Source organism: Streptococcus fryi (genome assembly GCF_053206505.1).
The window spans coordinates 1-25,627 of the sequence record NZ_JBRUGW010000011.1 but is presented as its reverse complement, the minus strand read 5'-3'; the positions used below and the strand labels follow the sequence as shown (position 1 = coordinate 25,627).

Sequence of the window (25,627 nt, the reverse complement as noted above, 5' to 3'; positions counted from 1 at the left end):
CATAAAATAGTTGCTTTAACCATAACATTAGTTAAACTAAATCACAATAAAACAAAAACAATGACACCTAGAATTTTTTTCTAGATATCATTGTTCAGTTTTATATTATAATTTTAAATCCTTACGGTATTTCGCCAGCTCTTGATCATTTCCCCAGACATAGTGTCCTGGTTTAATTTCAACCATTTTCGGCTTATCAACACTGTAATCATGTTGCTCTGGATCATAAACTAAGAGTTCTTTCTGACGTTCCAAAATCGGATCTGGAATTGGAACAGCAGATAAGAGAGACTTGGTATATGGATGTACCGGATTACGGAACAATTCTTCTGTCTCAGCAACCTCAACAATGATTCCTTTGTAAATTACGGCAATGCGATCAGAGATAAAGCGAACAACAGATAGGTCATGCGCAATAAACAGATAAGTCAACCCAAGTTCACGTTGGAACTTTTTAAGGAGGTTAAGAACCTGTGCACGAACCGAAACATCTAAGGCAGAAATCGGTTCATCAGCAATAACAAGCTCAGGTTGCATAACTAAGGCACGAGCAATCCCGATACGCTGACGCTGACCTCCTGAAAATTCATGAGGGTAACGCGTCAAGTGTTCAGGAAGCATCCCAACCTGGTTAATCATGGTGCGGACTTTCTCTTGACGGTCTGCATCATTTTCAAATAGATTAAAATTGTATAATCCTTCAGAAATGATATAATCAACAGTCGCACGTTCATTCAAACTAGCTGCTGGATCCTGAAAAATCATTTGAATTTTACGGATATACTCTCTCTCTTTTTCTTTAGAGAGCTTTCCGTTGATTTTTTCGCCCTTATAAAGGATGTCCCCAGCACTAGTCGGATTTAACCCAATAATAGCTCGACCAATCGTTGTCTTACCCGAACCTGACTCACCTACAAGCGAGAAAGTCTCACCCTTGTTGATAAAGAAGTTAGCATTTTTAACAGCGACAAACTTTTTCTTACCTTCACCGAAGGAAATTTCTAAATCTTTAATTTCTACTAATTTTTCAGTCATTTCCTACTCCTATTTCATCATGGTATGGCGGATTTTGTCATGAAGGTTTTGAATCACGCTTGGTTTTTCAACAACAGGTGCATCAGGATGCAAGAGCCATGTTTTTGCCCAGTGTGTATCACTCACATTAAAAATCGGTGGATGCTCTTCAAAATCAATTCTCATGGCATAATCTGAGCGTAAGGCAAAGGCATCACCTTTCAAAGGTGAGTAAAGCGATGGTGGCGTTCCAGGAATAGAGAACAATTCACCATCTGCACTCGCTAACTGTGGCAAGCTAGACAACAGGCTCCATGTATATGGGTGACGTGGATCATAGAAGATATCTTCAACTGTACCAAATTCAATCACTTCACCTGCATACATTACCGCTACCTTATCAGCAATACTTGCTACAACACCTAAATCGTGAGTGATAAAGATTGTTGTAAAGCCATATTCTTTTTGGAGTGCTTTCAACAAATCAATAATCTGAGCTTGAATAGTGACATCCAATGCTGTTGTTGGCTCGTCACAGATTAAAATATCAGGCTTACATGCCAAAGCAATCGCGATAACAATACGTTGACGCATACCACCAGAATACTGGAATGGGTATTCATCAAAACGTTTTTCAGCTTCAGGAATACCGACACGATTCATATAATCGATAGCCATGGTTTTAGCCTCTTGTGCCGTTTTACCTTGGTGTTTTATGATAACCTCTGAAATCTGCTGACCAATCGTAATGATTGGGTTTAGGCTGGTCATCGGATCTTGGAAAATCGTTGCGATTTTCTTACCACGAATCTCTGACCAATCTTTGTTTGACTTTAAGGTAGTCAAATCTTGACCACGATAAGTTACTTTACCACTAGCAATACGACCATTTGATTCTAACATACCAGTAAATACTTTTGTTAGAACAGATTTACCTGAGCCCGATTCTCCTACAAGAGCAAGCACTTCACCTTCTCTAATTTCAAGAGAGACACCACGAATAGCTGTCAAGACACGGTCACGGACGTCAAACTCTACGACCACATCTTCAGCAGTTAATATTACATTTTTTGATTTTGTCATATTTCCTCCTATCTATGTGAACGAGGGTCACTAGCATCCGCTAAGTTTTGACCAACAATAAAGAGTGATAGAGACACTAGTACTAAAATTGTCAATGGAATCCAGAATAAGTAAGCATTCGTTGTCACGTTTTGTGAATAATTAGAAATAAGTCGTCCCAAACTTGGTGTCGTATACGGCAAGCCTAAACCAAAGGCTGATAAAAACGCCTCAGTACTAACGTAAGCAGGTAATTGCATTGATACCATTGTCACGATAACAGACACTAGCTGAGGTAAGAGGTTTTTAGTTACAACCTTGGTCACAGGCGTTCCAAGCGTCCGACTAGCAAGGTTATACTCTAAATCACGATAACGGAATATCTGAATTCGAATAGCATAAGCAACGCTAATCCAACCCGTTAGGGTCATTGCCAAAATCAACTGCCAGAAACCTGCGCCAAACGCATAAGTCAATACAATAATGGTTAACAAGTATGGGATGTTCGAGATAATGTTGTACACCTCAAGCATAATACGGTCAACTGTCTTTGAAATTCCCCAGAAGCCACCAACAATAACACCAATAGTGACATTGATGAAGGTAGCAATAAAGGAAATCAATATCGAGTTACGAGCACCAAACCATACACCATCAAAAAGCGAATGACCATTTTTATCTGTTCCAAACCAGTAAGTCGCATTAGGAGCGTTATAACGTGCCGAGAAATCGTTAATCTTACTCACATCTTTAAAATCATAGTTTGAGAACATCGGATAAAAGAAGCTCATACCTAAGATAAGGACCAAAATCACCAACATTATAGGTGTTGATTTCTTCATCCAAAATTGACGGAATACTGCTGTCCAATAAGAATAATGTGGGGCATCAATGACCTCAGAGGCAAAGTCATCACGCTCGACAAATTCAAATTTTTGTTTATCAATTGTTGACATTACTTACCTCCCCCATTTGTTAATTTAATACGTGGGTCAACCATAGTCATCATGATATCTCCCAATAAAACAGCAACAATACCTAGAGCTGAGAAGATGAAGGTTAGACCAATAACCATATTGTTGTTGGCTGCAGAAATACCATCAATCAGCATCTTACCCATACCTGGGAAGGCAAATACTTTTTCAGTCAAAGTCGCACCGACAATAACAGATAAAATTGCTCCCGGTATACCTGGAACGATTGAAACCATGGCATTCTTGAAAATATGCTTATTCGAAATTTCCCTTTCATTTAGACCTTTAGCGCGAGCAAAACGAACATAGTCACTCAACTGTTGGTCAATCAAATAACGACGGAACCAAATAGCCAAACCTGGTATACCGTAAGAAGCCAAAACAATAGCTGGCCCTAAGTAAGAAAGTGCACTATCAGCACCTAAAATAGGAAAGACATCTGGGAAACCTACTCTACTTAATAAATAACGTAAGATATACAAAGTCGCAATACTTGGGAAAGCCATCAAGAAGGTCAATAGATAAGTTGAACCCTTATCAAAAGGCTTGTCTTTGAAACGTGCCATGTATGATCCCCAAGGCAACCCAATAATGTAGGTAATAGCTAGACTAATCAAACCGATAATCGCTGAGCTTGCCAACATAGATGGGTCTTTACGGACATAGCGAACGCTAGCATAAGAGTCACCTTTACCAAAGTTGGCGATTTCTTGACGGTCCAATTTGCTTGGCGACTTATAGGTACGTGTATAGATATCAATAGTTGTTGACTTGGTTTGTCCACTAGGAAGCGTCAACTCTCTCATTTCTTTTTGACCTTGTCCATCACTGATAACATGTGTTACAGGAATGTTAGAGAATGTTGGGTAAGACAAACCTAAATCAAGCGTGATAAAATTCTGATGAATAAACGGGAACTGGCTATTAGCATAAAGTAAATATTTATGCTCTGTTCCTGAACCTACGACTGCCCAACCAATTGACGGATCATTTTCAATTCGTACATAACGTTCCAAGTCTGGGTTAGTTTTGTCTTTTATTCGCCAAGGATGGTCAATCTTAATTAAATTGGCGTAGAATTTTACTACACGCTCATAGATAGGAATTTCACGGGTAGCGTAAAAACGCTTGCTATTAGGCAATTGATGTAATTCCCAACCACTTCCTTTAGACGCAACATAATCAACATATATTTTTTCATTTGTTGAATTCACTTCAGTGGTAACGCTATTATCAAGGGCACTAGCTGCTTTTTGCAACTCCTTTGAGTTGAGATAATTGATGTAACCCATTTTCTCAAAGACTGTATTCTCATAATTAGCCTTTTTATCTGCTTCACCCGACATTTTGTTGTAATTCGTATCTTGTTTGAAAATCAATTTACGAGGTACTAGGGTAAAAATAATAGTATACATCAATGTTGTCACTAAAAAGAGTGATACTAATGACCTTAAAATACGATTGAAAATGTATTTTTTCATTCTATCCTCCAAATCTCAAAAGAACCTTCCCTATGATTAGTAGAGAAAGTCCTTTTGAAAAACGTTTCTTTTATTCTACGTGATCAGCAAGTGACTCTTGGTACTTAGCATTAGATTCAGCTTTTGCTTTCAACCATGCTTCACGAGCTTTTAAGTAATCTTCTGTTTTAACGGCTTCGTCTTGTAACTTAAAGCGTTTGAACGACTCATCACCTTTAATACCTGCTACAGCATAGCTACCAGAGAACGGCACTAACTTAGATACACCAGGTGTTCCACCATTACTGTATGATGTGATGAAGTAAGCATTATCAAGAAGATATGCTTCTGCTTCAGCATATTTAGTATAGCGAGCAACAGTATCAATTGTTTCAGCCTCTGCAACTTTAAGTAATTCTTCAAACTTGTCAAGACCTACTGTCTTAGTTAATTCATCATTTGGTACCATTCCAAGAACACGAAGTTGCTCACCTGATGATGCTTTAAAGATATCTAGGTAAGTTGATGGATCTTGGTAGTCTGGTCCCCAACCTGAAGCTGTTGAAATGTCAAAGTCATTTTGTTCTGGTGTTTCAGTATAGTATGTAATGTTGTAGTATTCTTCATCATCAAGTGGATGTAAGTCAATCACAACATTATCAGTACCAAGTGCTTCTTCAATTGTTTGTTTGAATGAAGAAGCCATCTGCACATTCACTTCACGTGATTGAGAAATAGGCATATCAAGGTGGATTGGGAATTCTACACCTTCTGCTTCAAGAGCAGTTTTCGCTTTTGCGAATTCAGCTTTTGCTTTGTCTACATTATATAAACTATTTTGCCCACCTGCAAGACTAACATCCTTCCACTCATCACCATACTTCATGATGTCTTCTTGGACAAGTTCTCCAAAGTTTTTCTCTCCAATTGTTACAAAATCAGTTGGAATTAAAGTGTTACGAACAATATTTAGAGCCGCATCTTTACCAACGTTTTGTGATGCGTAGGCCTCTTTGTTAAAGGCAAATGTTAAAGCTTGACGGAAGTCCTTGTTAAGGATAGCTTTCTTAGTTGATTCTTTTTGCTTATCCGTTGTTTTTGCTGTGTGCTCATAAGCTGAACGGTTGAAGTTAAAGGTACCATAATAGGTAGCGGATTGTTGTAAACCGTAGCGGATGTAATCGCCAAACTCTTTCTTAGTGGCATCATAAGTTGGTGAGTTAGGGAAAACACGAGCGTTAGAATAGTTGCCTTCTTTGAAACCTTTAATCAATGAATCTGGGTCTGAACCATCATAGTAAGTGAACTTAACATTTTCAATGTGAACATTGTCAGCATCCCAGTAGTTAGGGTTCTTAGTATACTCAAGAGATGATTTAGCTGTTAAAGCTGAAAGAAGGTACGGACCACTGTAAAGGATACTATCTGGAGTAGGAGCTCCGTAGTCTTTACCTTTTGACTCCAAGAATTCAGCGTTAACTGGGAACATGATACCCATTGTTAATTTAGAATTCCAGAAGCTTTCTGGCTGTTTCAATGTGTATTGAACAGTCTTTTCATCAAGTGCTTTTACACCTACTGTACTGAAGTCTTTTGTTTCACCTTTAACATACTCATCAAGACCTACGATTGAGTTTTGAACAAGGTAGAGCGCTTCAGAGCTGTTATCTGCCGCATGTTTCAAACCAGTAACAAAGTCTTCAGCAGTGATTTGTCCATATTCTTCACCATCTACTGTGAACCACTTAGCATCTTCACGGAGTGTGTAAGTATAAGTCAAACCATCTTTTGATACTTTCCAATCTTCAGCAAGTGATGGTACAAGGTTACCATACTCATCATTTTCAAGAAGACCATCAACAAAGTTTGCAACAAGGTCACCAGTAGTGGTTTTGTTTGAGATACTGTAATCAAGTGTTTCTGGGTCAGATGTGTAAACATAAGTATATGTTGATGCTGCTGACTTGTCAGATGCTTGTTTTGCACCACCACATGCCGCAAGTACAGAAGCAGATAATAAGGTTACGCCAGCTAGGGCAAATAATCTATTCTTATTTTTCATATAAGATACCTCTTTCCAATTTCTAACAGACCTTCAATTTTGTGTCTATGAAGAACATTATACCACAAATTTTTTTAAAAGAAAGCAATTTGTCAGAAAATTTAGCCTATTATGATGTTTTTTTAGTGTTTATTTGAAAATTTTTGATTTTTTCTATATTTTTTTCATTTTTTCAATGATTTTACAATTTATTCTTATGACCCATTCATGCTATGATATTTTTCCTAAATTCTAGTTTTTATGTTATCATGAATAGAGATTAAGAGAAAGAGGGGATTCCCTTGAAACGAATTATTGCAAGTCTTTTGGTTATTCTAAGTGTTTTGACCACTTCTTCGGTTTTGGCTGATGATTTTAGTGTGCCAGCAAAAAATGCCTACGCCGTTGACGTTGAAACTGGTAAAATTTTATACGAAAAAAACAGCCTTTCCTCTGTACCTGTCGGACCAACTAGTAAACTTTTGACAGCCTATATTATCTATAAGGAAATCGAAAAAGGTCACATCAAGTGGTCGGATAAGGTAACTATTTCCGATTATCCTTATGAATTTACCCTTTTAGAGGTCAGCAACGTTCCTTTAGAAAAACGTGAATATTCTGTTAGAGAATTGTTCACCGCAATGCTTGTCACCAGCGCTAATAGTGCTACTATAGCCTTAGCAGAACATGTCGCTGGTTCAGAGCATCAATTTGTTGACATGATGAATCAACAACTCAAGGATTGGGGCTTTGATAGTGCTCGCATGGTGAACGCTACTGGATTAAGTAACACTTATTTAGATAAAGAACATCTCTATCCTGGAACATCGCCAGATGATGAAAATACCATGAGTGCTAAAGCTCTAGCAACTGTCGCATACAGACTTTTAATAGACTATCCAGAAGTCACCAAGATAACCACGTTAACTGAAGCTAAGTTTGACGGTACACCTATCTATACCTATAATTTGATGTTACCTAAAATGCCTTATTTCAGAGGTGGTATTAATGGTCTTGCAACAGGTATGACTGAACAAGCTGGGGCATCTTTTGTCGCATCAGGTCAAACAAATGGTATGCAGGTTATTACTGTCATTTTAAACGCTGATGGTGGACAAGAAGACGCAAATGCAAGATTTACGGCAACTAACGAGCTTCTTAATTATATTGCTAAACATTATTATCCCATCACCATCCTAAAAAAAGGCAAATCTTTAGATAAGGCCAAGGCTAGTCTATTAGACGGTAAGAAAGAAACGGTTAAACTCATCTCAAAAAAAGCCTTAACTGTCATCAAATCAAGTGCGGACACCAGTGATCCCAAGATTGACTATGTTCCTCCAACGGATACTATCTATGCCCCTATCTCTAAAGGCCAGATTTTAGGACAATTCACCTACCAAGACGAACATATTGTCGGAGAAGGTTACCTCACCTCACCACCTGCTGTTGATGCCATAGCTACAACAGCTATTGAAAAGAGCTTCTTCTTAAAAGTCTGGTGGAACCACTTTGTAACTTATGTCAATGAAAACTTATAATCGTGCTTCTACTATCATAAGAATTTCAAATACGATCAATTGTTATCAGTTAAAAACAAGATAAAACATAAAAAGCTTAAAGTCAAATGTTTAAAATCTGACTTTAAGCTTTTTCTCATTAAATAATAGATGCGTACGACTCATCCTATAACGACACAAACAACTACCGGAACACAGCTTACTTATCTCGACGTTGTTTTAGTTCATGAAGAACAAACAAGACACCACATAACCCAAAAATCAATAGAGCAATGCCTGCAACCAATTGTGGTATTTTCGAGAAAAATCCATTTGACTTCGATGTGTCATCTTTTTGACCATTATTTCTTGAACTACCAAAATCCAAAAAGCCTTTTGACTCAACAACAGGGCTACCTGATGGTACAGACAGGTAACCATTAGGCTCGGATAGCATAACCTTATCACCTTCTACAACCAACTCAGGATTTTCTTCTCCAGTTTTCACCAACCCATACAGGTCTTCTTGCACTTCATAGGTTTTACCATTGATATCTTGACGACCTTTTTCCAATAAGCGTTCACGAGTATACTCCTTGAAGGTCTTTTCTAAGAGAGCATTGACATAATAATGACGAACAAATTCACCTTGTGGATCTCCCCACTGACTAGCACCTAATACTACTGTAATCAAGCGAGTATCACCACGCTTTGCCGTCACGATAGAATTATAACCTGCAGAAGGACTTGAACCTGTTTTTAAACCATCAACCCCTTCGATCCCCATAGGGTCATTAGGTAAAGAATGATTGTAAGAATCAAAAGTTTCTTCATAAGGCGTACCTTGTTTGACTGTCGTCTGCACATCATCTGTAAACTGTAAAATCTCTGGATGTTCATTGATTAAATGATACGCAAGTGTGGCTAAATCTTTGGCAGTCGTCACATTAGGTAAATGATGATCGTAACCTTCTGGTGCATAGTAACCTTCGAAAGCCGATACAATCGCACCTGTACCATTATGAAAAACAGTATTGGTCATCCCTAAGTCTTTGGCTGTTTGATTCATCAAAGCAATAAACGAGGCATCATCTCCATCATGAATCAGATGAGCTAACATCAGTGTCGTAACGTTTGACGAGGGAACCAAAGTCATTGTGAGTAATTCTGATACCGTGTACGTTACTCCCTCTTTAATTTTATTGTTGCTGAGAGCATAGATGTCTGCAATAGCTTGGTCGTTAGCCGTAGCAACAACCTCTGTATCCATTCTAATCTTTCCTTCTTTAATCGCTTTCATGGTCAAGTAAACAACCATTGTTTTTGTTGTACTAGCAGGGTCTCTTTCCATGTCAATATGATCAGCCCATAAAATCCGACCACTTTCTGCATCGACAACGATTGAGGCTTTTGGGGCTAGTTCAGGCGTTACCTGATAGCCTGCTTCTTGAGTAATACTGGTAATATCTTCTGCTTGCACTAAAGGAGTAAATAGACCCAATATTATCGCGCTCAATACAACTAAACTAATTTTTTTCATTCTTTCCCTTCACTTCTTTCAAATTGACTCCTCCTATTCTACCATAAAACCATCAGTGAAACTACTTTCATGTCGGATAACATAAAAATGCCAGTCATAAGACTGACAGCTATCACATTAGCCCACTGAACCTTCCATCTCATAGGCAATCAGACGGTTTAGTTCAACAGCGTATTCCATTGGGAGTTCTTTTGTAAAAGGTTCCACAAAGCCCATTACAATCATCTCTGTCGCTTCACTCTCACTCAAACCACGGCTCATAAGGTAGTAGAGTTGCTCTTCTGAAATCTTAGATACTTTGGCTTCGTGTTCTAAGGCCACTTGCGAGTTGTGAATTTCATTGAACGGGATGGTATCCGATTTTGATTGGTCATCCATGATAATGGTATCACACTCAATATGACTGACAGATTTCTTTGAATTTTTAGCAAAGGTTACCTGACCGCGATAATTCACTGCACCACCACCTTTAGCAATGGATTTAGACACAATAGAAGATGACGTGTGTGGAGCATTGTGAATCATCTTAGCGCCTGTATCTTGATTTTGACCGGTATTAGCAAAAGCGATTGATAACATGGTCCCTCTAGCACCTTCACCATCAAGATAAACCGATGGGTACTTCATGGTTGTTTTAGCCCCTAAATTACCATCAATCCACTCGACAGTAGCGTTTTTCATAGCACGCGCGCGTTTTGTCACCAAATTATAGACATTATCTGACCAGTTTTGAATGGTCGTATAACGCATATAAGCACCTTCTAAAGAGAAGATTTCAACAATAGCTGCGTGAAGACTATTGGTCGAGTAGGTCGGAGCTGTACAACCTTCAACATAGTGTACACTAGCCCCCTCATCTACAATAATCAAGGTACGCTCAAACTGGCCTGTATTTTCATTATTAATACGGAAATAGGTTTGCAGAGGAATATCAACCTTGACACCTTTTGGCACATAGATAAAAGTACCACCAGACCACACCGCTGAATTAAGTGCTGCCAACTTGTTATCTGTTGGCGGAACTAATTTGGCAAAGTATTCTTTGAACAAATCAGGGTACTCTTTAAGGGCTGAGTCAGTATCCGTAAAGATGATACCAAGTTTTTGAAACTCTTCTTTCATGTTATGATAAACCACTTCAGATTCATACTGGGCAGAAGCTCCTGCAAGATAAGCACGTTCAGCTTCTGGAATACCAATACGCTCAAAGGTTTCTTTGATTTTATCTGGCACATCATCCCACGATCGAGCAGGTTTATCAGAGGGTTTTTGATAGTAAATCAGATCATCAAAATCAATATCCGACAAATCTGGTCCCCAATCTTGCATGGGCATCTTGTGGAAGGTCTCTAGGGATTTCAAACGAAACTCCAACATCCACTCAGGTTCATTTTTAGCAGCTGACAGTTGTCGAATAACTGCCTCATTTAACCCCTTACCTGTGGAATAAATGGGTTCAACATCATCACGAAATCCAAATTTATATTCACCGAGGTCTATCGGCTTGGGTTCTACTTTTTCGTTTTCAGACATAGGTCTCCTTTCTGTCTCTAGCTTATTCATTCTTAATCACTTATTCTACTTCTTTATCCAGTGCTTTTTTGAGGGCATTCCAAGCTAATGTAGCACATTTTATCCGTTGCGGAAATTTAGCAACACCAGCTAAAAAAGCAGCGTCACCAAGTTCTTTTTGTTGCTTATCTTCCTGACCTTGAACCATTGCAGAAAACATATCTGCCAATGATAAGGCCTCAGCCACAGTCCGACCTTTCACACAATCTGTCATCATACTGGCTGATGCTGTTGAAATGCTACACCCATCACCAGAAAAAGCTATTGCCTCGATAGCCCCCTCGCGTAATAAAACAGAGAGGGAAATGACGTCCCCACAGGTCGGATTATGAAGAGATATAGGTTCGACACCATCTAATTCTCCTCTGTTATGGGGGTGTTTTGAATGGTCTGCCACCACTGCCATGTACAAACTATCTAATCTAGAAAGTGCCATTGAAGAACTCCTTTGTCTTATGGATTGCATCAATCAGTCTATCACAATCAGCCTTCGTGTTGTAAAGATAAAGACTTGCTCTAAGGGTGGCATTGACCTCCAAATAACGCATCAAGGGTTGAGCACAATGGTGACCAGCCCTAACAGCTATACCTTCATAATCCAGAGCTGTCGCCACATCATGAGGATGAAGACCGTCTATATTAAAACTAATGACACCAGCATGACCTTCCGAAAAAGCAGAACCATATACCGTCACACCGTCAAGCTCTTGGAGCTTTGGCAACAAATAGGAAACTAACTCTTGGTCGTGCTGACGAACCTTGTCCATCCCAAAATCTGTCAAGTAATCAATAGCTGCACCAAGTCCAATCGCTCCTGCAATGTTTGGCGTCCCTGCTTCCAACTTCCAAGGCAATGACTTCCATGTCGCTTCTTGCTCGAAAACAAATTCGATCATTTCGCCACCAAATTCAACAGGGTCCATTTGTTCGAGCAATTCTTTTTTGCCATATAAGACACCGATACCTGTAGGTCCTAGCATTTTATGGCCTGAGAAAGCAAAGAAGTCACAATCAAGCTCTTGAACGTCGATTGTTAAATGGGGTGTTGATTGGGCACCATCCACCACCAGATAGGCACCAACGTCATGAACACGTTGTGCAATTTCTTTAATCGGATTAACACACCCAAGAACATTTGACACATGGGCAAGACTGACGATTTTTGTTTTTGACGATAGCTTAGACTCAAAATCAGCCATATCCAGTTGGCCATCTTTCAAGCCTATATAACTTAATTTAGCACCTGTCCGTTGGCAAACCTGCTGCCAAGGAATGATGTTTGAATGGTGTTCCATAACAGAAATCAAAACCTCATCATCAGGTGTCAACCATTGACCAGCAAACTGTGCTACCCAGTTTAAACTGGTCGTCGTTCCTCTAGTAAAGATAACCTCTTGAGTTGACGCTGCGTTGATAAAGGAACGTACTTTCTCACGCGCTCCTTCATAAGCTCTAGTTGCCCTTTCTGCTAACGTATGCACTCCTCTGTGAACATTGGCATTATCCTTCTCATAATAGGACAAAATAGCCTCTAGGACTTGCTCTGGTTTTTGCGTTGTCGCAGCATTGTCCAGATAAACGAGTGGTTCATCGTTGACAGCTTGATGTAAAATCTTAAACGCATTTTTTATCTGTTGAGCTTTTTCTTCTAACATACTTATCTCTTGTCCAATTTCTGATCAATCACCGCAATCATGTCATCCCGGACTGATTTAACAGGGATTTCTGTAATCACTGCACCAAGGAAACCACGAATGACTAATTGTTCAGCGGTAGCTCTGTCCAATCCACGACTCATCAAATAATACATGTCCTCTGGATCAACTTGTCCGATAGAGGCAGCATGCCCAGCGGTAACTTCATTCTCTTCAATCAAAAGGATTGGATTAGCATCACTTCTTGCCTTATCTGATAACATCAAGACTCGGCTTTCTTGCTGAGCATCAGCTCCCTTTGCCCCCTTGATGATATGTCCAATACCATTAAAAGTCAGGGTGCCACGTTCTAAAATAACTCCGTGTTGCAAAATATGCCCTATTGAATGATGACCATAGTTGGTCACTCGTGTATCAATACCTTGTACTTGACGACCTGTTGACACAGCAACAACTTTTAAATTGGCATGACTACCGTTACCGACAAGGTCACTATCGAAATCCGCAATCACATTGCCTTCATTCATCACACCAAGCGCCCAGTCAATCATCGCATCTTGGCTATGACGACCACGACGGCTAATATAGGTTGTAACATTGGTACCGAGACGGTCAATGGCTGCATATTTTATTTGGCTACCAGATAAGGCAATCACTTCAACACTGATATTAGCTGTCGTACTCACATCACCATCACCAATGGTCTCAAAACGTTCCAAATAGTTGAATCGGCTGTTTTTACCCGCAATAATGAGAATATGCTTATTGAATGACACATCTGATTCGGAATCCTGCAAGAAAATTCCCTCAATCGGTTGGTCTATTTCGAGATTATCCGGAATATATAAGACAGCAGCGCTGTTAAAATAAGCCGTATGATAAGCTGCCAATTTATCCTCGTCAAAAGAAACCGCTGTGCCAAAGTATTGTTCGACAATCTCTGGTATCTCTTCTAAGGCAGAATAAAAATCTGTGAATACAACGCCTTTTTCAATCAATGCAATAGGCAACTGCTCTAAAACAGTCTGTGTCCCCACTTGCACCAACTTAGGATTATCTCCCAAGGCCATAAAATCAGGGACATTGGAGATACTCTCAGTCTCAGATAAGCTGCCATCTCCTAAGTTCCAACGGTGAAATTTAACACGTTCAATCACAGGCAGAGCTAATTCCGACATCTTATCAAAAGCTGCCAGACGTCTTTCTTGTAACCATAACGGCTCTAGCTTACTCTGTGAGAAGTTTACTATCGTCTCTCTCGTCATATAATCTCCTATCACTCACCTCTTAAACGTCTTCAGTGTATTCTAAACCAAGTTCTTCAGCTAACTTGGCATAACCTTCCTTCTCAAGACGCGCTGCCAACTCTGGTCCACCCGACATCACAACACGTCCTTCCATCATGACATGCACAACATCAGGCGTGATATAGTTTAACAAGCGTTGGTAGTGGGTAATAATCATCGCACCAAAGCCCTCCCCACGCATGGCATTAACACCCTTTGATACGACTTTCAAGGCATCAATATCAAGACCAGAATCAATCTCGTCAAGAAGGGCAAATTTAGGCTCTAACATCAACAGTTGTAAAATCTCATTACGCTTCTTCTCACCACCAGAGAAACCTTCGTTGAGATAACGTTCCGCCATCTCCTCCTTCATACCGAGAAGTTCCATTTTTTCATCCAATTTGGCAATGAAATCACGGACAGAAATTTTCTCATCATCCTCTTTACCTGCATTCATAGCTGCACGGATAAACTCAGCATTGGTAATTCCTGGGATTTCTGAAGGGTATTGCATGGCCAAGAACAAGCCTAAACGAGCACGTTCATCAACTTCCAACTCTAAAATATTTTCACCATCAAAGTAGATCTCGCCCTCAGTCACCTCATAATTAGGATTACCCATGATAGCAGCAGACAGGGTTGATTTCCCCGTCCCGTTAGGACCCATGATGGCTGCGATTTCACCTGATTTCAAGGTTAGATTGACACCTTTTAAAATTTCCTTATCCTCAATCGATACATGTAAATTTTTGATTTCTAAAACAGACATATTAACTCCTTCTCACTCATGAAAGGCATTTAGACTAAACGCTCTCAAGTATCATTTACCCTCTATTATAACAAAAAAAAAGGCCTTACGACCTTTAATCTGCTTATCCTCAAGACTTTCTTCTTTGGTTCCGTCCATCAATAACTTCCTGACGATAAGCACTGTTGCCAATGAATTTTAGTGTATTCATCAAAGGTTTACGATTAGAACCCATCAGTCCAATATTCTCGATGAATAACTCTACACCAAATAAAAGACCTAGCACGAGTAGGACACCACCTACACGACTAGATACATTTAACAGCAAAGCAGCCAAGGAGAATAACATTGCTATGCCATAAACCACCAAAACTGCACCACGATGGGTAAAGCCCATTGATAAAAGCCTATGGTGTAAGTGCAAACGATCTGGCTCATAAAATTTTTGACCTGCTAGTTGTCTCCGTAATATGGCAAATAAGGTATCAACAATCGGAACACCTAAGATCAATACAGGCGATACAACCGCTACCGCTGTCGCATTTTTCAATCCCTGTAACGATAAGACCGCTATCATAAAACCAATGAATAAAGCACCCGTGTCTCCTAAATAGATAATTGCAGGGTGATAATTATAAGGAAAAAAACCTAAAATAGCGGCAATCAAGACAAAGATGGTCAAAGTCGCATAGAGATTAGTTTCAAAAAGAAAGAAATTTGAAATCAACCCCATAGTGGTTAAACAGATAATAGATACCCCAGACACAAGGCCGTCCAATCCGTCCAAAAAGTTAATGGCATTGGTAATACCAACAATCCAAATCACTGTCAAGACAAACGTCAACCATGGACCGAAAGTAAGAAGCGGTCCTCCGAAAGGTATCTTAAAACTATCAAATTGAAAATCAGTGTAGTAGGCGATAATCACTCCAGCCAATAAAAGTCCTAACATTTTTGCCTTAGCACTCAACTCTGTCATATCATCAACAACACCTGTTAGTGCTACCAAAGTCCCCGCAATTGCAACAGGTAAAATATAATGAAAATAAGATTCGGGCAATCCACTATGACTTGTAATCATCGGCATCAAAATAAGACTTGCAATCAAGAAGGCTATCACAATAGCCAAACCACCTGCGCTCGGCATAGGAACTTTGTTGATGCGTCTTGCATTAGGATTATCAACTGCACCAATTTGAAACGCAAAAAAACGCACTAAAGGTGTTAAAACCAGGCTAATCAACAAAGTACCAATCAACACCAATACAAATTCAAGTGTAAAAGGAACCATATCAACCTTACCTTATCGCTCTCAGATCCGAAAGCGCATCGTACATCAGCAATTGAACACCATGTTCTTGCAAATAAGCCCTAGTCTTAGAGCTAATCTTAGCGTGTTCAACCATACGTGATAACATCAAATCAGCATAATAACTTGGCTTATTTTCCAAATTGACAAGAACAGTCATGTGATAACCATCCTTGGCCTTATACAATTCGGATGCCTCTACTTCATAGTCGACTGTATCAACAAAACGTTTAACATCTTTGAGGGTTTTAAAATGAAGAACATAATGAATATAGTCTGGAAGCTCTTCTTCCGGTTCTAAATCAGCAGTGTCTTGATCAGCATTTTCCGCCGCTTCCACAGCAGCCAGATGATCTAAGGCCTCCACATTGCCCTTATCCCGCATGGTTTTCTCCAAAGTCTTGAAAAATTCTTCTGGCGACATGTGAGATAATTCCTCTAAATGCCCCAAATCCTCCAAGTTTAACTCTTGACCAATCTCAGTCTTTGTGACAAACACATCCAACCTATCTTTACGCGGTGTCACCCTAAAACTCAGCATTCCAGAGTTTTTGAAAGTTTCTGGCAAATCCAGTTCATCCATGACAGCATAGAAAAACTCTTCCGTCTTCTCTTGGGGCACTAAAAAGTCCTTCAATTCCATACCACGTTCTTCTAAGTCATCCATACTAATAGTGATTTTAAGCGTTGTATCACTAATTTGTTTCATTTCCATATTTTTACCTATATAATCCAAAGGATACTTGTCAAACATTTACAAGTATTAAAGTGTGATTATTCTATTATACAAGAAAAAAGGGCTATTATCAAGAATAGCCCCTGTCTATCAGGCTAAATGCCGCAACACTTAATAGCTCAGAAAATAAGCATCTCACTAATATCTACGCCACCAAAAAACGAATCAGTGAAAATAGCAATAAAAATAACCCCAGTGCAATGCGATAGTAACCAAATACTTTAAAATCGTATTGTTTAACAAAACCTATCAAAAATTTAATGGCATATAAACTAACTAGAAAAGCTGTCACCATAGCCACAATCAAAATCATCACCTGAGGTAGCATTAGAGTATTACCTTTGACAAAAAATTTGACTGTCTTAAGTAAACTTGCTCCCAACATGACTGGAATACCTAAAAAAAAGGTGAATTCCGTAATCACTGGACGACTAACTCCAAGAAGCATTGCACCCATTATCGTCGCTCCAGAACGACTTGTTCCCGGCATCAAGCTCAAAACTTGGAACAAACCTATGAATAAGGCTGTTTGATAGCTTAATTCATTGAGACTATTGACTTTAAAAGCTTTACCTTCATTACGATTCTCTAACCAAATAAAAGCTACTCCATACAAAATCAGCATCATAGCCACTGAAGTAAAATGATGAAAATGAAAATCAAACCAATCATCTAACGGTAAACCAATTATCATAACTGGTAATATAGCCACAATAACTTTTACCCACAGTTGCCAAGTTGCTTGGACCTGCTCCTTTGTTTTACTGGTCTTGAATGGATTTAACTTATCAAAATAAATCAGCACAACTGCCAAAATAGCGCCCAGTTGAATGACCACATTAAAGAGTGTCAGAAAAGCCTCATTTTGTTGTTTAAACGTGACAAATTCTTGAACAAGAATAAGGTGCCCTGTACTCGAAATGGGTAACCATTCCGTAATGCCTTCAACAATCCCAAACAAGATTGCTTTCAATAATTCAATAACCAACGTAATTCACTTCCTTTTGACTAGTTTTTTCTCCATTATAACAAATTTATATAAAAAAGGACAAACTTATCAAAAAGATAAAAATATTCATTTCTGGCATTAAAATGATAATTCTTTCAAGAAAACGATTTCTTTCAATTTGACAATCATTTATTTTATTTTTGTCTTAAAATAACACTCTTGACTTGTATAAATATTCAAAAAATAAGAGTTTTATCTATTGAAATATAGCTTTTTTTACTGTAGAATAGTAAGAAATTTATTTTGACTGTTCTGTAACAAAGACGTGAATAAATACTATCGGATTCAAAAAGGAATCTAATTACACCTTAAAGGAGTTCACCATGAAAAAATTATGGGCAATTATGTTAGTTATACTAACTATCATCAGTGGCTCAATAACCACTCAAGCAGATGATGATCAATATCTACGTGTCGGAATGGAGGCCGCTTATGCACCTTTTAACTGGACACAAGATAACAACGATAATGGTGCCATCATTATTGAGGGTACTCAACAATATGCTAACGGCTACGATGTTCAAATGGCCAAAAAAATAGCGCAATCCTTAGGAAAAGAACTTATTATCGTCAAAACATCTTGGTCAGGACTAATTCCCGCTCTCACATCAGGAAAAATTGATATGATTGTTGCTGGCATGAGCCCAACAGATGAAAGACGACAAGAAATTGACTTTTCAGATAGCTATTACACTAGCGAACCTGTTCTCGTTGTCCGTTCAGATAGTCAGTTTGCCAAGGCCACTCAACTATCTGACTTTGCAGGTGCTAAAATCACATCCCAACAAGGGGTTTACCTTTATGACCTCATCCCTCAAATCAAAAACATTCAACAACAAACTGCTATGGGGGATTTCGGTCAAATGCGTCAAGCCCTTCAATCTGGAGTCATCGATGCTTATGTCTCAGAAAGACCAGATGGACTTTCTGCAGAGATGGCTAATAAAGGTTTTAAAATGATTAACCTAACCGATGGTTTTGAGGTTAGTGAATCAGACGTTAGTCTCGCTATAGGTATGCGTAAAGGTGATAAACGCCTTGATACTGTTAATCAAGTGCTAGCTGATTTCCCTAGAGACAAGCAATCTCAACTAATGGATAGTATGTTACCACTTCAGCCGGTTTTAAGCGAAGAAAACACCGAACAATCATTTATCGGCCAGTCTTTCGCTATCTTAAAACAAAATTGGCGACAACTATTGCGCGGAACAGGAATGACTTTGCTCATTTCGATGGTTGCTACCATTGCAGGTACCATTATCGGACTCTTAATCGGTGTCTTTAGAACTGCACCAAAAGCTGAGAATAAGACAGCTGCCTTCGGTCAAAAAATACTTGGTTGGCTTATTTCAATCTATATTGAAGTCTTTAGAGGGACTCCGATGATTGTACAGTCCATGGTTATCTACTACGGAACTGCTCAAGCCTTTGGCATTAACCTTGATCGTACACTCGCCGCAATTTTTATCGTATCTATCAATACAGGTGCCTATATGAGTGAAATCGTTCGTGGTGGTATTTATGCTGTTGACAAGGGACAATTTGAAGCAGCAACCGCTCTTGGCTTTACTCATGCCCAGACCATGCGTAAAATTGTTTTACCACAAGTGGTTAGAAATATTCTTCCAGCAACAGGAAATGAATTTGTTATCAACATCAAAGACACATCCGTATTGAATGTTATCTCAGTTGTTGAACTTTACTTCTCTGGAAACACTGTTGCCACACAAACCTACCAATACTTCCAAACCTTTACTGTAATAGCTGTGATATACTTTATCCTAACCTTCACGGTGACACGTATCTTACGCTATATTGAAAAACGATTTGATACAGATACTTACACTACAGGTGCCAACCAAATGCAAACGGAGGTGCTCCATGACTAATACCATTTTAGAAATTAAACACCTAAAAAAATCCTATGGGCAAAATGAAGTTCTAAAGGATATTTCTCTGAGCGTCAAAAAAGGAGAAGTTATATCCATTATAGGATCATCAGGTTCAGGAAAATCAACATTCCTACGTTCTATCAATCTTCTGGAAATTCCTACTGAAGGTGAAATCTTGTATCACGGTGAAAATGTATTAGCTAAAGGATATGATCTAGCTACCTATCGTGAAAAATTAGGTATGGTCTTCCAATCATTCAACTTGTTTAATAACCTCAATGTCTTAGAAAACGCCATTGTAGCACAGACAACTGTTTTAAAACGTGATAGGAACGAAGCCGAACAAATCGCCAAAGACAATCTGATTAAGGTCGGGATGACTGAACAATACTGGGCAGCCAAACCAAGTCAGTTATCAGGTGGTCAAAAACAGCGTGTTGCTATTGCACGTGCCCTCTCTGTCGATCCCGAAGCCATACTCTTTGACGAGCCCACTTCAGCTCTTGACCCAGAAATGGTTGGCGAAGTGCTCAAAACCATGCAAGACCTTGCCAAATCAGGACTGACAATGATTATCGTCACGCATGAAATGGAGTTCGCTCGTGATGTTTCAGACCGTGTTATCTTCATGGACAAAGGCCTTATCGCCGAGCAAGGACATCCAAAAGACATTTTTGAGAATCCTCAAGAAGAGCGTACTAAAGAATTCTTAAAACGTTTCTTAAAAGGCTAAAACATTAGAGCTGGACAAAATCCCAGCTCTATTTTTTTATTTGCATCTCAACTCCGATTTATAGATTATGCTTTCAAACATAATTCACCAAAGAAACACATTCCCAACAAAACAATTTTCTTACTTATCCGCTTTCAACGCTGATAAAATTTGTGTACGGATATCATCTACACCATTTGGATTGTTTGGTAAGAATAGTGTATTTGTTCCTTCTTTGCTCGCAAAATTATTAAGCGTATCAAGATATTGGTTGGTCAAAAGTATAGACATGATTTGTTCTTCAGTCAAGCTAACATTAGCTTCCTTCAATTCTTGAATAGAATCAGCTAAACCATCAACAATGGCTTTACGCTGTTGGGCAATACCAACACCATGAAGACGATCTTTTTCAGCTTCAGCTTCAGCAGCTGTTACAATTTTAATCTTATCAGCATTTGCCAATTCTTGTGCAGCCACACGTTTACGTTGAGCTGCATTGATTTCATTCATAGACTGTTTCACTTCAGCATCAGGTTCAACTTTTGTAATCAAGGTTTTCACAATGATGTAACCATAAGTTGACATTTCTTCAGCCACTTGATGTTGGACTTCTAAAGCAATCTCATCTTTTTTCTCAAACAATTCATCAAGAGTGAGTTTTGGCACTGAAGAACGAAGAGCATCTTCAATATAAGATTTGATCTGTTCTTCTGGACGAATTAATTTATAGTAGGCATCGGTTACATTTTGCTCGTTAACACGGTATTGTGTTGCAATATTTAAGGTTACAAACACGTTATCATTGGTTTTTGTTTCAACGACAAGGTCACTTTGTAACAAGCGAAGTTGAATACGAGCGGCAATCTTATCAATCCCAAAAGGAAGACGAATATGAATACCTGATGTTGACGTTGCATGATACTTACCAAATCGTTCAATAATCACAACAGTTTGTTGACGAACAACATAAAGCGCACTACCAACAACGATAAGAGCAACAAGGACTAACAATAGTAGAAAGAATAATGATACAATAGTAGGCATTTCCAAAGCCCTCCTTCAAAATTATTACCAATGATAAGTCAATCCATCTCATCACTTGATGAATTAAGTATAACACAATTAGACCTTCAAAAGTCAACTATATCTTAAATGGTCTATTTTTAACCCTGAATGGTCAAATATAAGCATTACTCAAAAAATACCAGAGCCAATCACTTGCTCTGGTATTTTTTAACATCTTACTCCACACTCATCAAATATGGATACACTGGTTGGTCTCCTTGATAGATCTCGACTTCTATATCATCATACTTTGCTTCTAAGTAAGCCACAAGCGATTCAGCCGTGTCTTGACTACCTTCTTCACCAACATAAATCGTCACAATTTCACTATCTTCATCAACCATTTTATCAAGAGTTGCTTTCAGAGACGTTTCCATATCAGCATGAGAAACAACAATCTTACCATCAACCATGCCCAAAATATCATTCTCGGCAATAGCAATGCCATCGATAGTTGTATCTCTCACAGCCGTTGTCACACTACCGCTAACAACCTCCGAAAGACTAGCTGTCATAGCTTCAACATTTTCTTCCAAACTAGATTCTGGATTAAAGGCTAATAAACTCGTAAATCCTTGGGATACCGTACGTGTTTCAACAACTGCAGCCGGAATTCCTACAACCTCAGCTGCACTTTGAGCAGCCATAAAGATATTTTTATTATTTGGTAAAATAATGACGTGCTTAGCATTAATACTCTCAATAGCTTTAACAATATCCTCCGTTGAAGGATTCATTGTTTGGCCACCCGAGATGATATAATCAACTCCCTGTGACTTGAAGATTTCTGACAAACCATCACCAGCAACAACTGCTACTAATCCGTATTGCTTAGGCTCACCTTTAACTTCTGTCTTATCTTGAACTTTAGCTAACTCAGCCTCATGTTGCCCACGCATGTTGTCTACTTTAACTTTAATAAGGGCACCATACTGCAAACCAGCTTGCATCACAAGCCCTGGATCTTCTGTATGGACGTGTACCTTAACAATTTCATCATCATTAACAACTAAAAGCGAATCTCCTAAACCGCTAAGATATGATTGAAATTCCTCATAATCAAAATCCTTGACATAGGTTGGACCTTGTTTAAGGCCCACCATAATTTCTGTACAATAACCAAATGTAATATCCTCAGTCGCCACATGACCAGCAACAGATTTATGATGTTCAGCGTTAATCATTTCACTCATGGTTGCTGGAGTTGCCTTAAAATCTTCTGAAGCGATATATTCACCTGTTAATGCCGCTAAGAAACCTTCATAAATATAGACAAGCCCTTGTCCACCAGAATCCACAACACCAACTTCTTTTAAAACCGGGAGAAGTTCAGGAGTCTTAGCCAGTGCTCGCTTGGCTCCGTCAAGCGCAGCTCGCATGACTTCAATGGCATCATCTGTCTCCTCTGCCTTTTTGAGTGCAATGGTTGCGGCACCACGAGAAACAGTCAAAATAGTCCCCTCGACAGGTTTCATAACTGCTTTATAAGCTACTTCAACGCTACTCTGAAAGGCTTGAGCAAGGTCTTTACCATCTAACTCTACTTTATCTTTTATGCTTTGTCCAAAACCACGGAATAATTGCGAGGTAATGACACCTGAGTTACCACGAGCTCCCATTAAAAGCCCCTTAGCTAAAATCTGACCAACCTCACCAACAGTATTAGCTGGTTTATCGGCAACTTCTTTAGCCCCATTATCCATCGTCATACTCATGTTTGTACCTGTATCACCATCTGGCACTGGGAAAACATTGAGGGAGTTCACATATTCTGCCTGTTTGCTGAGCCTTGTTGCAGCAGCCTGCACCATCTCTTGCAATAAACTTGTTGTAATTTTTGACACTGTTATTCTCCTGAAACCTTAATATTTTGAACGAAAATATTCACCTTATCTGCTGAAATACCTAGTTGGTTTTCAAGGTTAAACTTGACACGCTCTTGAATATTTTTTGATACTTCACTGATTTTGACACCGTAGCTTAATACTGTGTAAACATCTACAGCAATACCCTCATCTTCAGTCGACTTCACAACAACACCTTTAGCGTAGTTTTCTTTACGCAAGAGAGCCTGAAAATTGTCTTTCAAAGCACTCTTACTTGCCATACCAACGACACCGAAAATCTCTGTTGCGGCACCACCAACAACAGTTGCAATGACATCGTCTGATAGTTCAATTTGACCATCCTTTGTGTTAATTTTTACAGTCATATCTCGTCCTCTTTTAATATTCTTGACCACTGGGGTAACTAAAACAGTTTTTGTCACTCTATTCTATCATATTATAGGATAAATGTAAAAAGTTAGAAGTTTAGACAAAAGAAAAAACCAGCAAGCTGGTTTTGACATTCTTATTAAACGCGTTCTACTTTTCCTGATTTAAGCGCACGAGCTGAAACCCAAACTTTTTTTGGTTTACCATCAATAAGAACAGTTACTTTTTGAAGGTTAGGTTTTACTGTACGTTTTGTTTGGTTCATCGCGTGTGAACGGTTGTTACCAGAAACAGTTTTACGTCCTGTGAAATAACATACTTTAGCCATGTTACATTTTCCTCCTATATTAATCACTATTTACGGATGTGCTAGCACCACATACCATAATATTCTATCAAAAAGATGGCGACTTGGCAAGTGTTTCTTTTTTCAAAATTACACCTTTAATTGGTCAGGATAGATTTGAAAGCTTTAAACTAGATTTCCATTCTGATTTCTAAATATATAGTATCAAACTAGCTAGATAGAAAAAGCCTACCAATAAAGGTAGACTTGATATTAAATTTGCGATGATTATGCTTTGTTAGCTGAACCGAAAACATCAATGCGCTCTTCAACAGCTTCTTGAACAGCCTTGATACCAGGAGCCAAGAACTTACGTGGGTCAAAGAGTTTTTTCTTGTCGTATTCTGCTTCATTAGCATCGTAGTTACGTGCAAATTCACGAGTTGCGTTAGCAAAGGCAATTTGACCTTCTGTATTAACGTTAACTTTCGCAACACCAAGACGGATAGCTTCTTGAATTTGCTCATCAGGAATACCTGAACCACCGTGTAATACGATCGGGAATCCTGGAACTGCTTCAGTTAATTTTCTCAAGTGATCAAGGTCAAGACCTTCCCAGTTTGCTGGGTATGGACCATGGATATTACCGATACCTGCTGCTAAGAAGTCAATTCCTGTAGCAACCATAGCAACAGCATCCTCGATTGGTGCTAATTCACCAGTACCAACGATACCATCTTCCTCACCACCGATTGTTCCAACTTCAGCTTCTACTGAGATACCTTTAGAATGAGCTAATTCAACAACTTCCTTAGCTTTTGCAAGGTTTTCTTCAACTGGAAGGTGTGAACCATCAAACATGATTGATGTATATCCTGCTTCGATACACTCAAGAGCATCTTCATAATGACCGTGGTCAAGGTGAATAGCAACTGGAACAGTGATGTTCATTGCTTCTACAAGGTTAGCAATCATGTTGCGTGCAACACGGTAACCACCCATGTATTTAGCAGCACCCATAGAAGTTTGGATAAGAACTGGTGCTTGTTTAGCTTCTGCTGCACGTAAGATGGCTTGTGTCCATTCAAGGTTGTTAGTGTTGAATCCACCAACAGCGTAACCATTTTCACGAGCTGCTTGGACAAATTTTTCTGCTGAAACGATTGGCATTATATAGGCCTCCTCATATTTTTGTGAGTTATCACTCACTACAAGTTCATTTTATCACATTTTATCAAAAAATACTAGTTAATTTCAAAATTTAAACGCTTACTATATCTCTTCATTGACAACTAAAAGTTCTAAAATGAAGTTAGCCACTTGATGGCATAAAAAAACACCTCGATGAGGTATACTTGTAGTCAACCAAAACAAGAGAAACCCCCTCAAGATGCAAAACCATTATACGCCAAAAGAAAACATGGCTCTATAATTTCTGTAGTGGGTAACTCCACCATAGAGATTATAGGGCCTTTTGAGTATCAAAAAGTCCCATATGACCTATAATGAAAAGCAAGCAAACCATCATTAGAAAGCCTCATATGGAAT

Annotated in this window: 22 protein-coding genes; 3 read left to right on the top strand and 19 right to left on the bottom strand. The window is 38.9% G+C overall.

All coding sequences use genetic code 11. The features are described from left to right. Nucleotides 1-105: 105 nt before the first annotated feature. The 5 genes from ACVRZH_RS04355 to ACVRZH_RS04335 form a co-directional block, all read right to left on the bottom strand. Nucleotides 106-1,035, bottom strand: a complete 930-nt coding sequence (locus ACVRZH_RS04355; RefSeq protein WP_447454100.1) for an ATP-binding cassette domain-containing protein — start codon at nucleotides 1,033-1,035, stop codon at nucleotides 106-108. A 9-nt stretch (nucleotides 1,036-1,044) separates the two neighbouring features. Continuing rightward, complete coding sequence (locus tag ACVRZH_RS04350; RefSeq protein ID WP_447454099.1) at nucleotides 1,045-2,097, bottom strand: ABC transporter ATP-binding protein; 1,053 nt, start codon at nucleotides 2,095-2,097, stop codon at nucleotides 1,045-1,047. Nucleotides 2,098-2,105: 8 nt separating this feature from the next. Beyond that, a complete protein-coding gene (gene oppC / locus ACVRZH_RS04345; RefSeq protein WP_447454098.1) occupies nucleotides 2,106-3,032 on the bottom strand; it encodes an oligopeptide ABC transporter permease OppC in 927 nt (308 codons plus the stop codon). Continuing rightward, nucleotides 3,032-4,531, bottom strand: a complete 1,500-nt coding sequence (locus tag ACVRZH_RS04340; protein WP_447454097.1) for an ABC transporter permease — start codon at nucleotides 4,529-4,531, stop codon at nucleotides 3,032-3,034. Before ACVRZH_RS04340 ends, oppC begins: the two co-directional genes overlap by 1 nt. A gap of 70 nt (nucleotides 4,532-4,601) precedes the next feature. Beyond that, a complete protein-coding gene (locus tag ACVRZH_RS04335; RefSeq protein ID WP_447454096.1) occupies nucleotides 4,602-6,572 on the bottom strand; it encodes a peptide ABC transporter substrate-binding protein in 1,971 nt (656 codons plus the stop codon). A 281-nt stretch (nucleotides 6,573-6,853) separates the two neighbouring features. Here ACVRZH_RS04335 and pbp3 point away from each other — a divergent pair, with 281 nt between their 5' ends. Continuing rightward, complete coding sequence (gene pbp3 / locus ACVRZH_RS04330) at nucleotides 6,854-8,092, top strand: D-alanyl-D-alanine carboxypeptidase PBP3 (RefSeq protein ID WP_447454095.1); 1,239 nt, start codon at nucleotides 6,854-6,856, stop codon at nucleotides 8,090-8,092. Between the two features lie 178 nt (nucleotides 8,093-8,270). Here pbp3 and ACVRZH_RS04325 read toward each other — a convergent pair whose 3' ends face one another. The 9 genes from ACVRZH_RS04325 to ACVRZH_RS04285 form a co-directional block, all read right to left on the bottom strand. After that, a complete protein-coding gene (locus ACVRZH_RS04325; RefSeq protein WP_447454094.1) occupies nucleotides 8,271-9,590 on the bottom strand; it encodes a DUF1958 domain-containing protein in 1,320 nt (439 codons plus the stop codon). 117 nt (nucleotides 9,591-9,707) lie between these two features. Further along, a complete protein-coding gene (gene sufB / locus ACVRZH_RS04320; RefSeq protein WP_447454093.1) occupies nucleotides 9,708-11,123 on the bottom strand; it encodes a Fe-S cluster assembly protein SufB in 1,416 nt (471 codons plus the stop codon). A gap of 40 nt (nucleotides 11,124-11,163) precedes the next feature. Continuing rightward, nucleotides 11,164-11,598, bottom strand: a complete 435-nt coding sequence (gene sufU, locus ACVRZH_RS04315; protein WP_447454092.1) for a Fe-S cluster assembly sulfur transfer protein SufU — start codon at nucleotides 11,596-11,598, stop codon at nucleotides 11,164-11,166. After that, nucleotides 11,585-12,817: a cysteine desulfurase gene (locus ACVRZH_RS04310; protein WP_447454091.1), complete on the bottom strand. Its 1,233-nt coding sequence runs from the start codon at nucleotides 12,815-12,817 to the stop codon at nucleotides 11,585-11,587. The genes sufU and ACVRZH_RS04310 overlap by 14 nt, the downstream gene beginning before the upstream one ends. A 2-nt stretch (nucleotides 12,818-12,819) precedes the next feature. Further along, nucleotides 12,820-14,082, bottom strand: coding sequence for a Fe-S cluster assembly protein SufD (gene sufD, locus ACVRZH_RS04305; protein WP_447454090.1), 1,263 nt, complete (start codon nucleotides 14,080-14,082; stop codon nucleotides 12,820-12,822). A 22-nt stretch (nucleotides 14,083-14,104) separates the two neighbouring features. Next, complete coding sequence (gene sufC / locus ACVRZH_RS04300; protein ID WP_447454089.1) at nucleotides 14,105-14,875, bottom strand: Fe-S cluster assembly ATPase SufC; 771 nt, start codon at nucleotides 14,873-14,875, stop codon at nucleotides 14,105-14,107. 109 nt (nucleotides 14,876-14,984) lie between these two features. Next, nucleotides 14,985-16,145, bottom strand: a complete 1,161-nt coding sequence (locus tag ACVRZH_RS04295) for a glycosyltransferase family 4 protein (protein WP_447454088.1) — start codon at nucleotides 16,143-16,145, stop codon at nucleotides 14,985-14,987. A gap of 7 nt (nucleotides 16,146-16,152) precedes the next feature. Continuing rightward, a complete protein-coding gene (mecA, locus tag ACVRZH_RS04290) occupies nucleotides 16,153-16,878 on the bottom strand; it encodes an adaptor protein MecA (protein ID WP_447454087.1) in 726 nt (241 codons plus the stop codon). 166 nt (nucleotides 16,879-17,044) lie between these two features. Further along, nucleotides 17,045-17,887, bottom strand: coding sequence for an undecaprenyl-diphosphate phosphatase (locus tag ACVRZH_RS04285; RefSeq protein WP_447454086.1), 843 nt, complete (start codon nucleotides 17,885-17,887; stop codon nucleotides 17,045-17,047). A 344-nt stretch (nucleotides 17,888-18,231) separates the two neighbouring features. Between ACVRZH_RS04285 and ACVRZH_RS04280 the strand changes: the two genes are divergently transcribed. Both ACVRZH_RS04280 and ACVRZH_RS04275 read left to right on the top strand, forming a co-directional pair. Beyond that, a complete protein-coding gene (locus ACVRZH_RS04280; protein WP_447454085.1) occupies nucleotides 18,232-19,797 on the top strand; it encodes an ABC transporter substrate-binding protein/permease in 1,566 nt (521 codons plus the stop codon). Then, nucleotides 19,790-20,533, top strand: coding sequence for an amino acid ABC transporter ATP-binding protein (locus ACVRZH_RS04275; RefSeq protein WP_447454084.1), 744 nt, complete (start codon nucleotides 19,790-19,792; stop codon nucleotides 20,531-20,533). The genes ACVRZH_RS04280 and ACVRZH_RS04275 overlap by 8 nt, the downstream gene beginning before the upstream one ends. Before the next feature lie 120 nt (nucleotides 20,534-20,653). Here ACVRZH_RS04275 and ACVRZH_RS04270 read toward each other — a convergent pair whose 3' ends face one another. From ACVRZH_RS04270 to ACVRZH_RS04250, 5 genes are all read right to left on the bottom strand, one after another. Continuing rightward, complete coding sequence (locus tag ACVRZH_RS04270) at nucleotides 20,654-21,556, bottom strand: SPFH domain-containing protein (RefSeq protein WP_447454083.1); 903 nt, start codon at nucleotides 21,554-21,556, stop codon at nucleotides 20,654-20,656. 197 nt (nucleotides 21,557-21,753) lie between these two features. After that, nucleotides 21,754-23,421: a fatty acid kinase ATP-binding subunit FakA gene (gene fakA / locus ACVRZH_RS04265; RefSeq protein ID WP_447454082.1), complete on the bottom strand. Its 1,668-nt coding sequence runs from the start codon at nucleotides 23,419-23,421 to the stop codon at nucleotides 21,754-21,756. 2 nt (nucleotides 23,422-23,423) lie between these two features. After that, nucleotides 23,424-23,789 carry an Asp23/Gls24 family envelope stress response protein gene (locus ACVRZH_RS04260; protein WP_447454081.1) on the bottom strand — a complete coding sequence of 122 codons (366 nt, stop codon included), beginning with the start codon at nucleotides 23,787-23,789 and terminating at the stop codon, nucleotides 23,424-23,426. A 143-nt stretch (nucleotides 23,790-23,932) separates the two neighbouring features. Continuing rightward, nucleotides 23,933-24,121 (bottom strand): 50S ribosomal protein L28, encoded by a 189-nt coding sequence (rpmB, locus tag ACVRZH_RS04255; RefSeq protein ID WP_001140949.1) that lies wholly within the window; start codon nucleotides 24,119-24,121, stop codon nucleotides 23,933-23,935. 246 nt (nucleotides 24,122-24,367) lie between these two features. After that, complete coding sequence (locus tag ACVRZH_RS04250) at nucleotides 24,368-25,249, bottom strand: class II fructose-bisphosphate aldolase (protein WP_447454080.1); 882 nt, start codon at nucleotides 25,247-25,249, stop codon at nucleotides 24,368-24,370. Nucleotides 25,250-25,627: the final 378 nt, after the last annotated feature.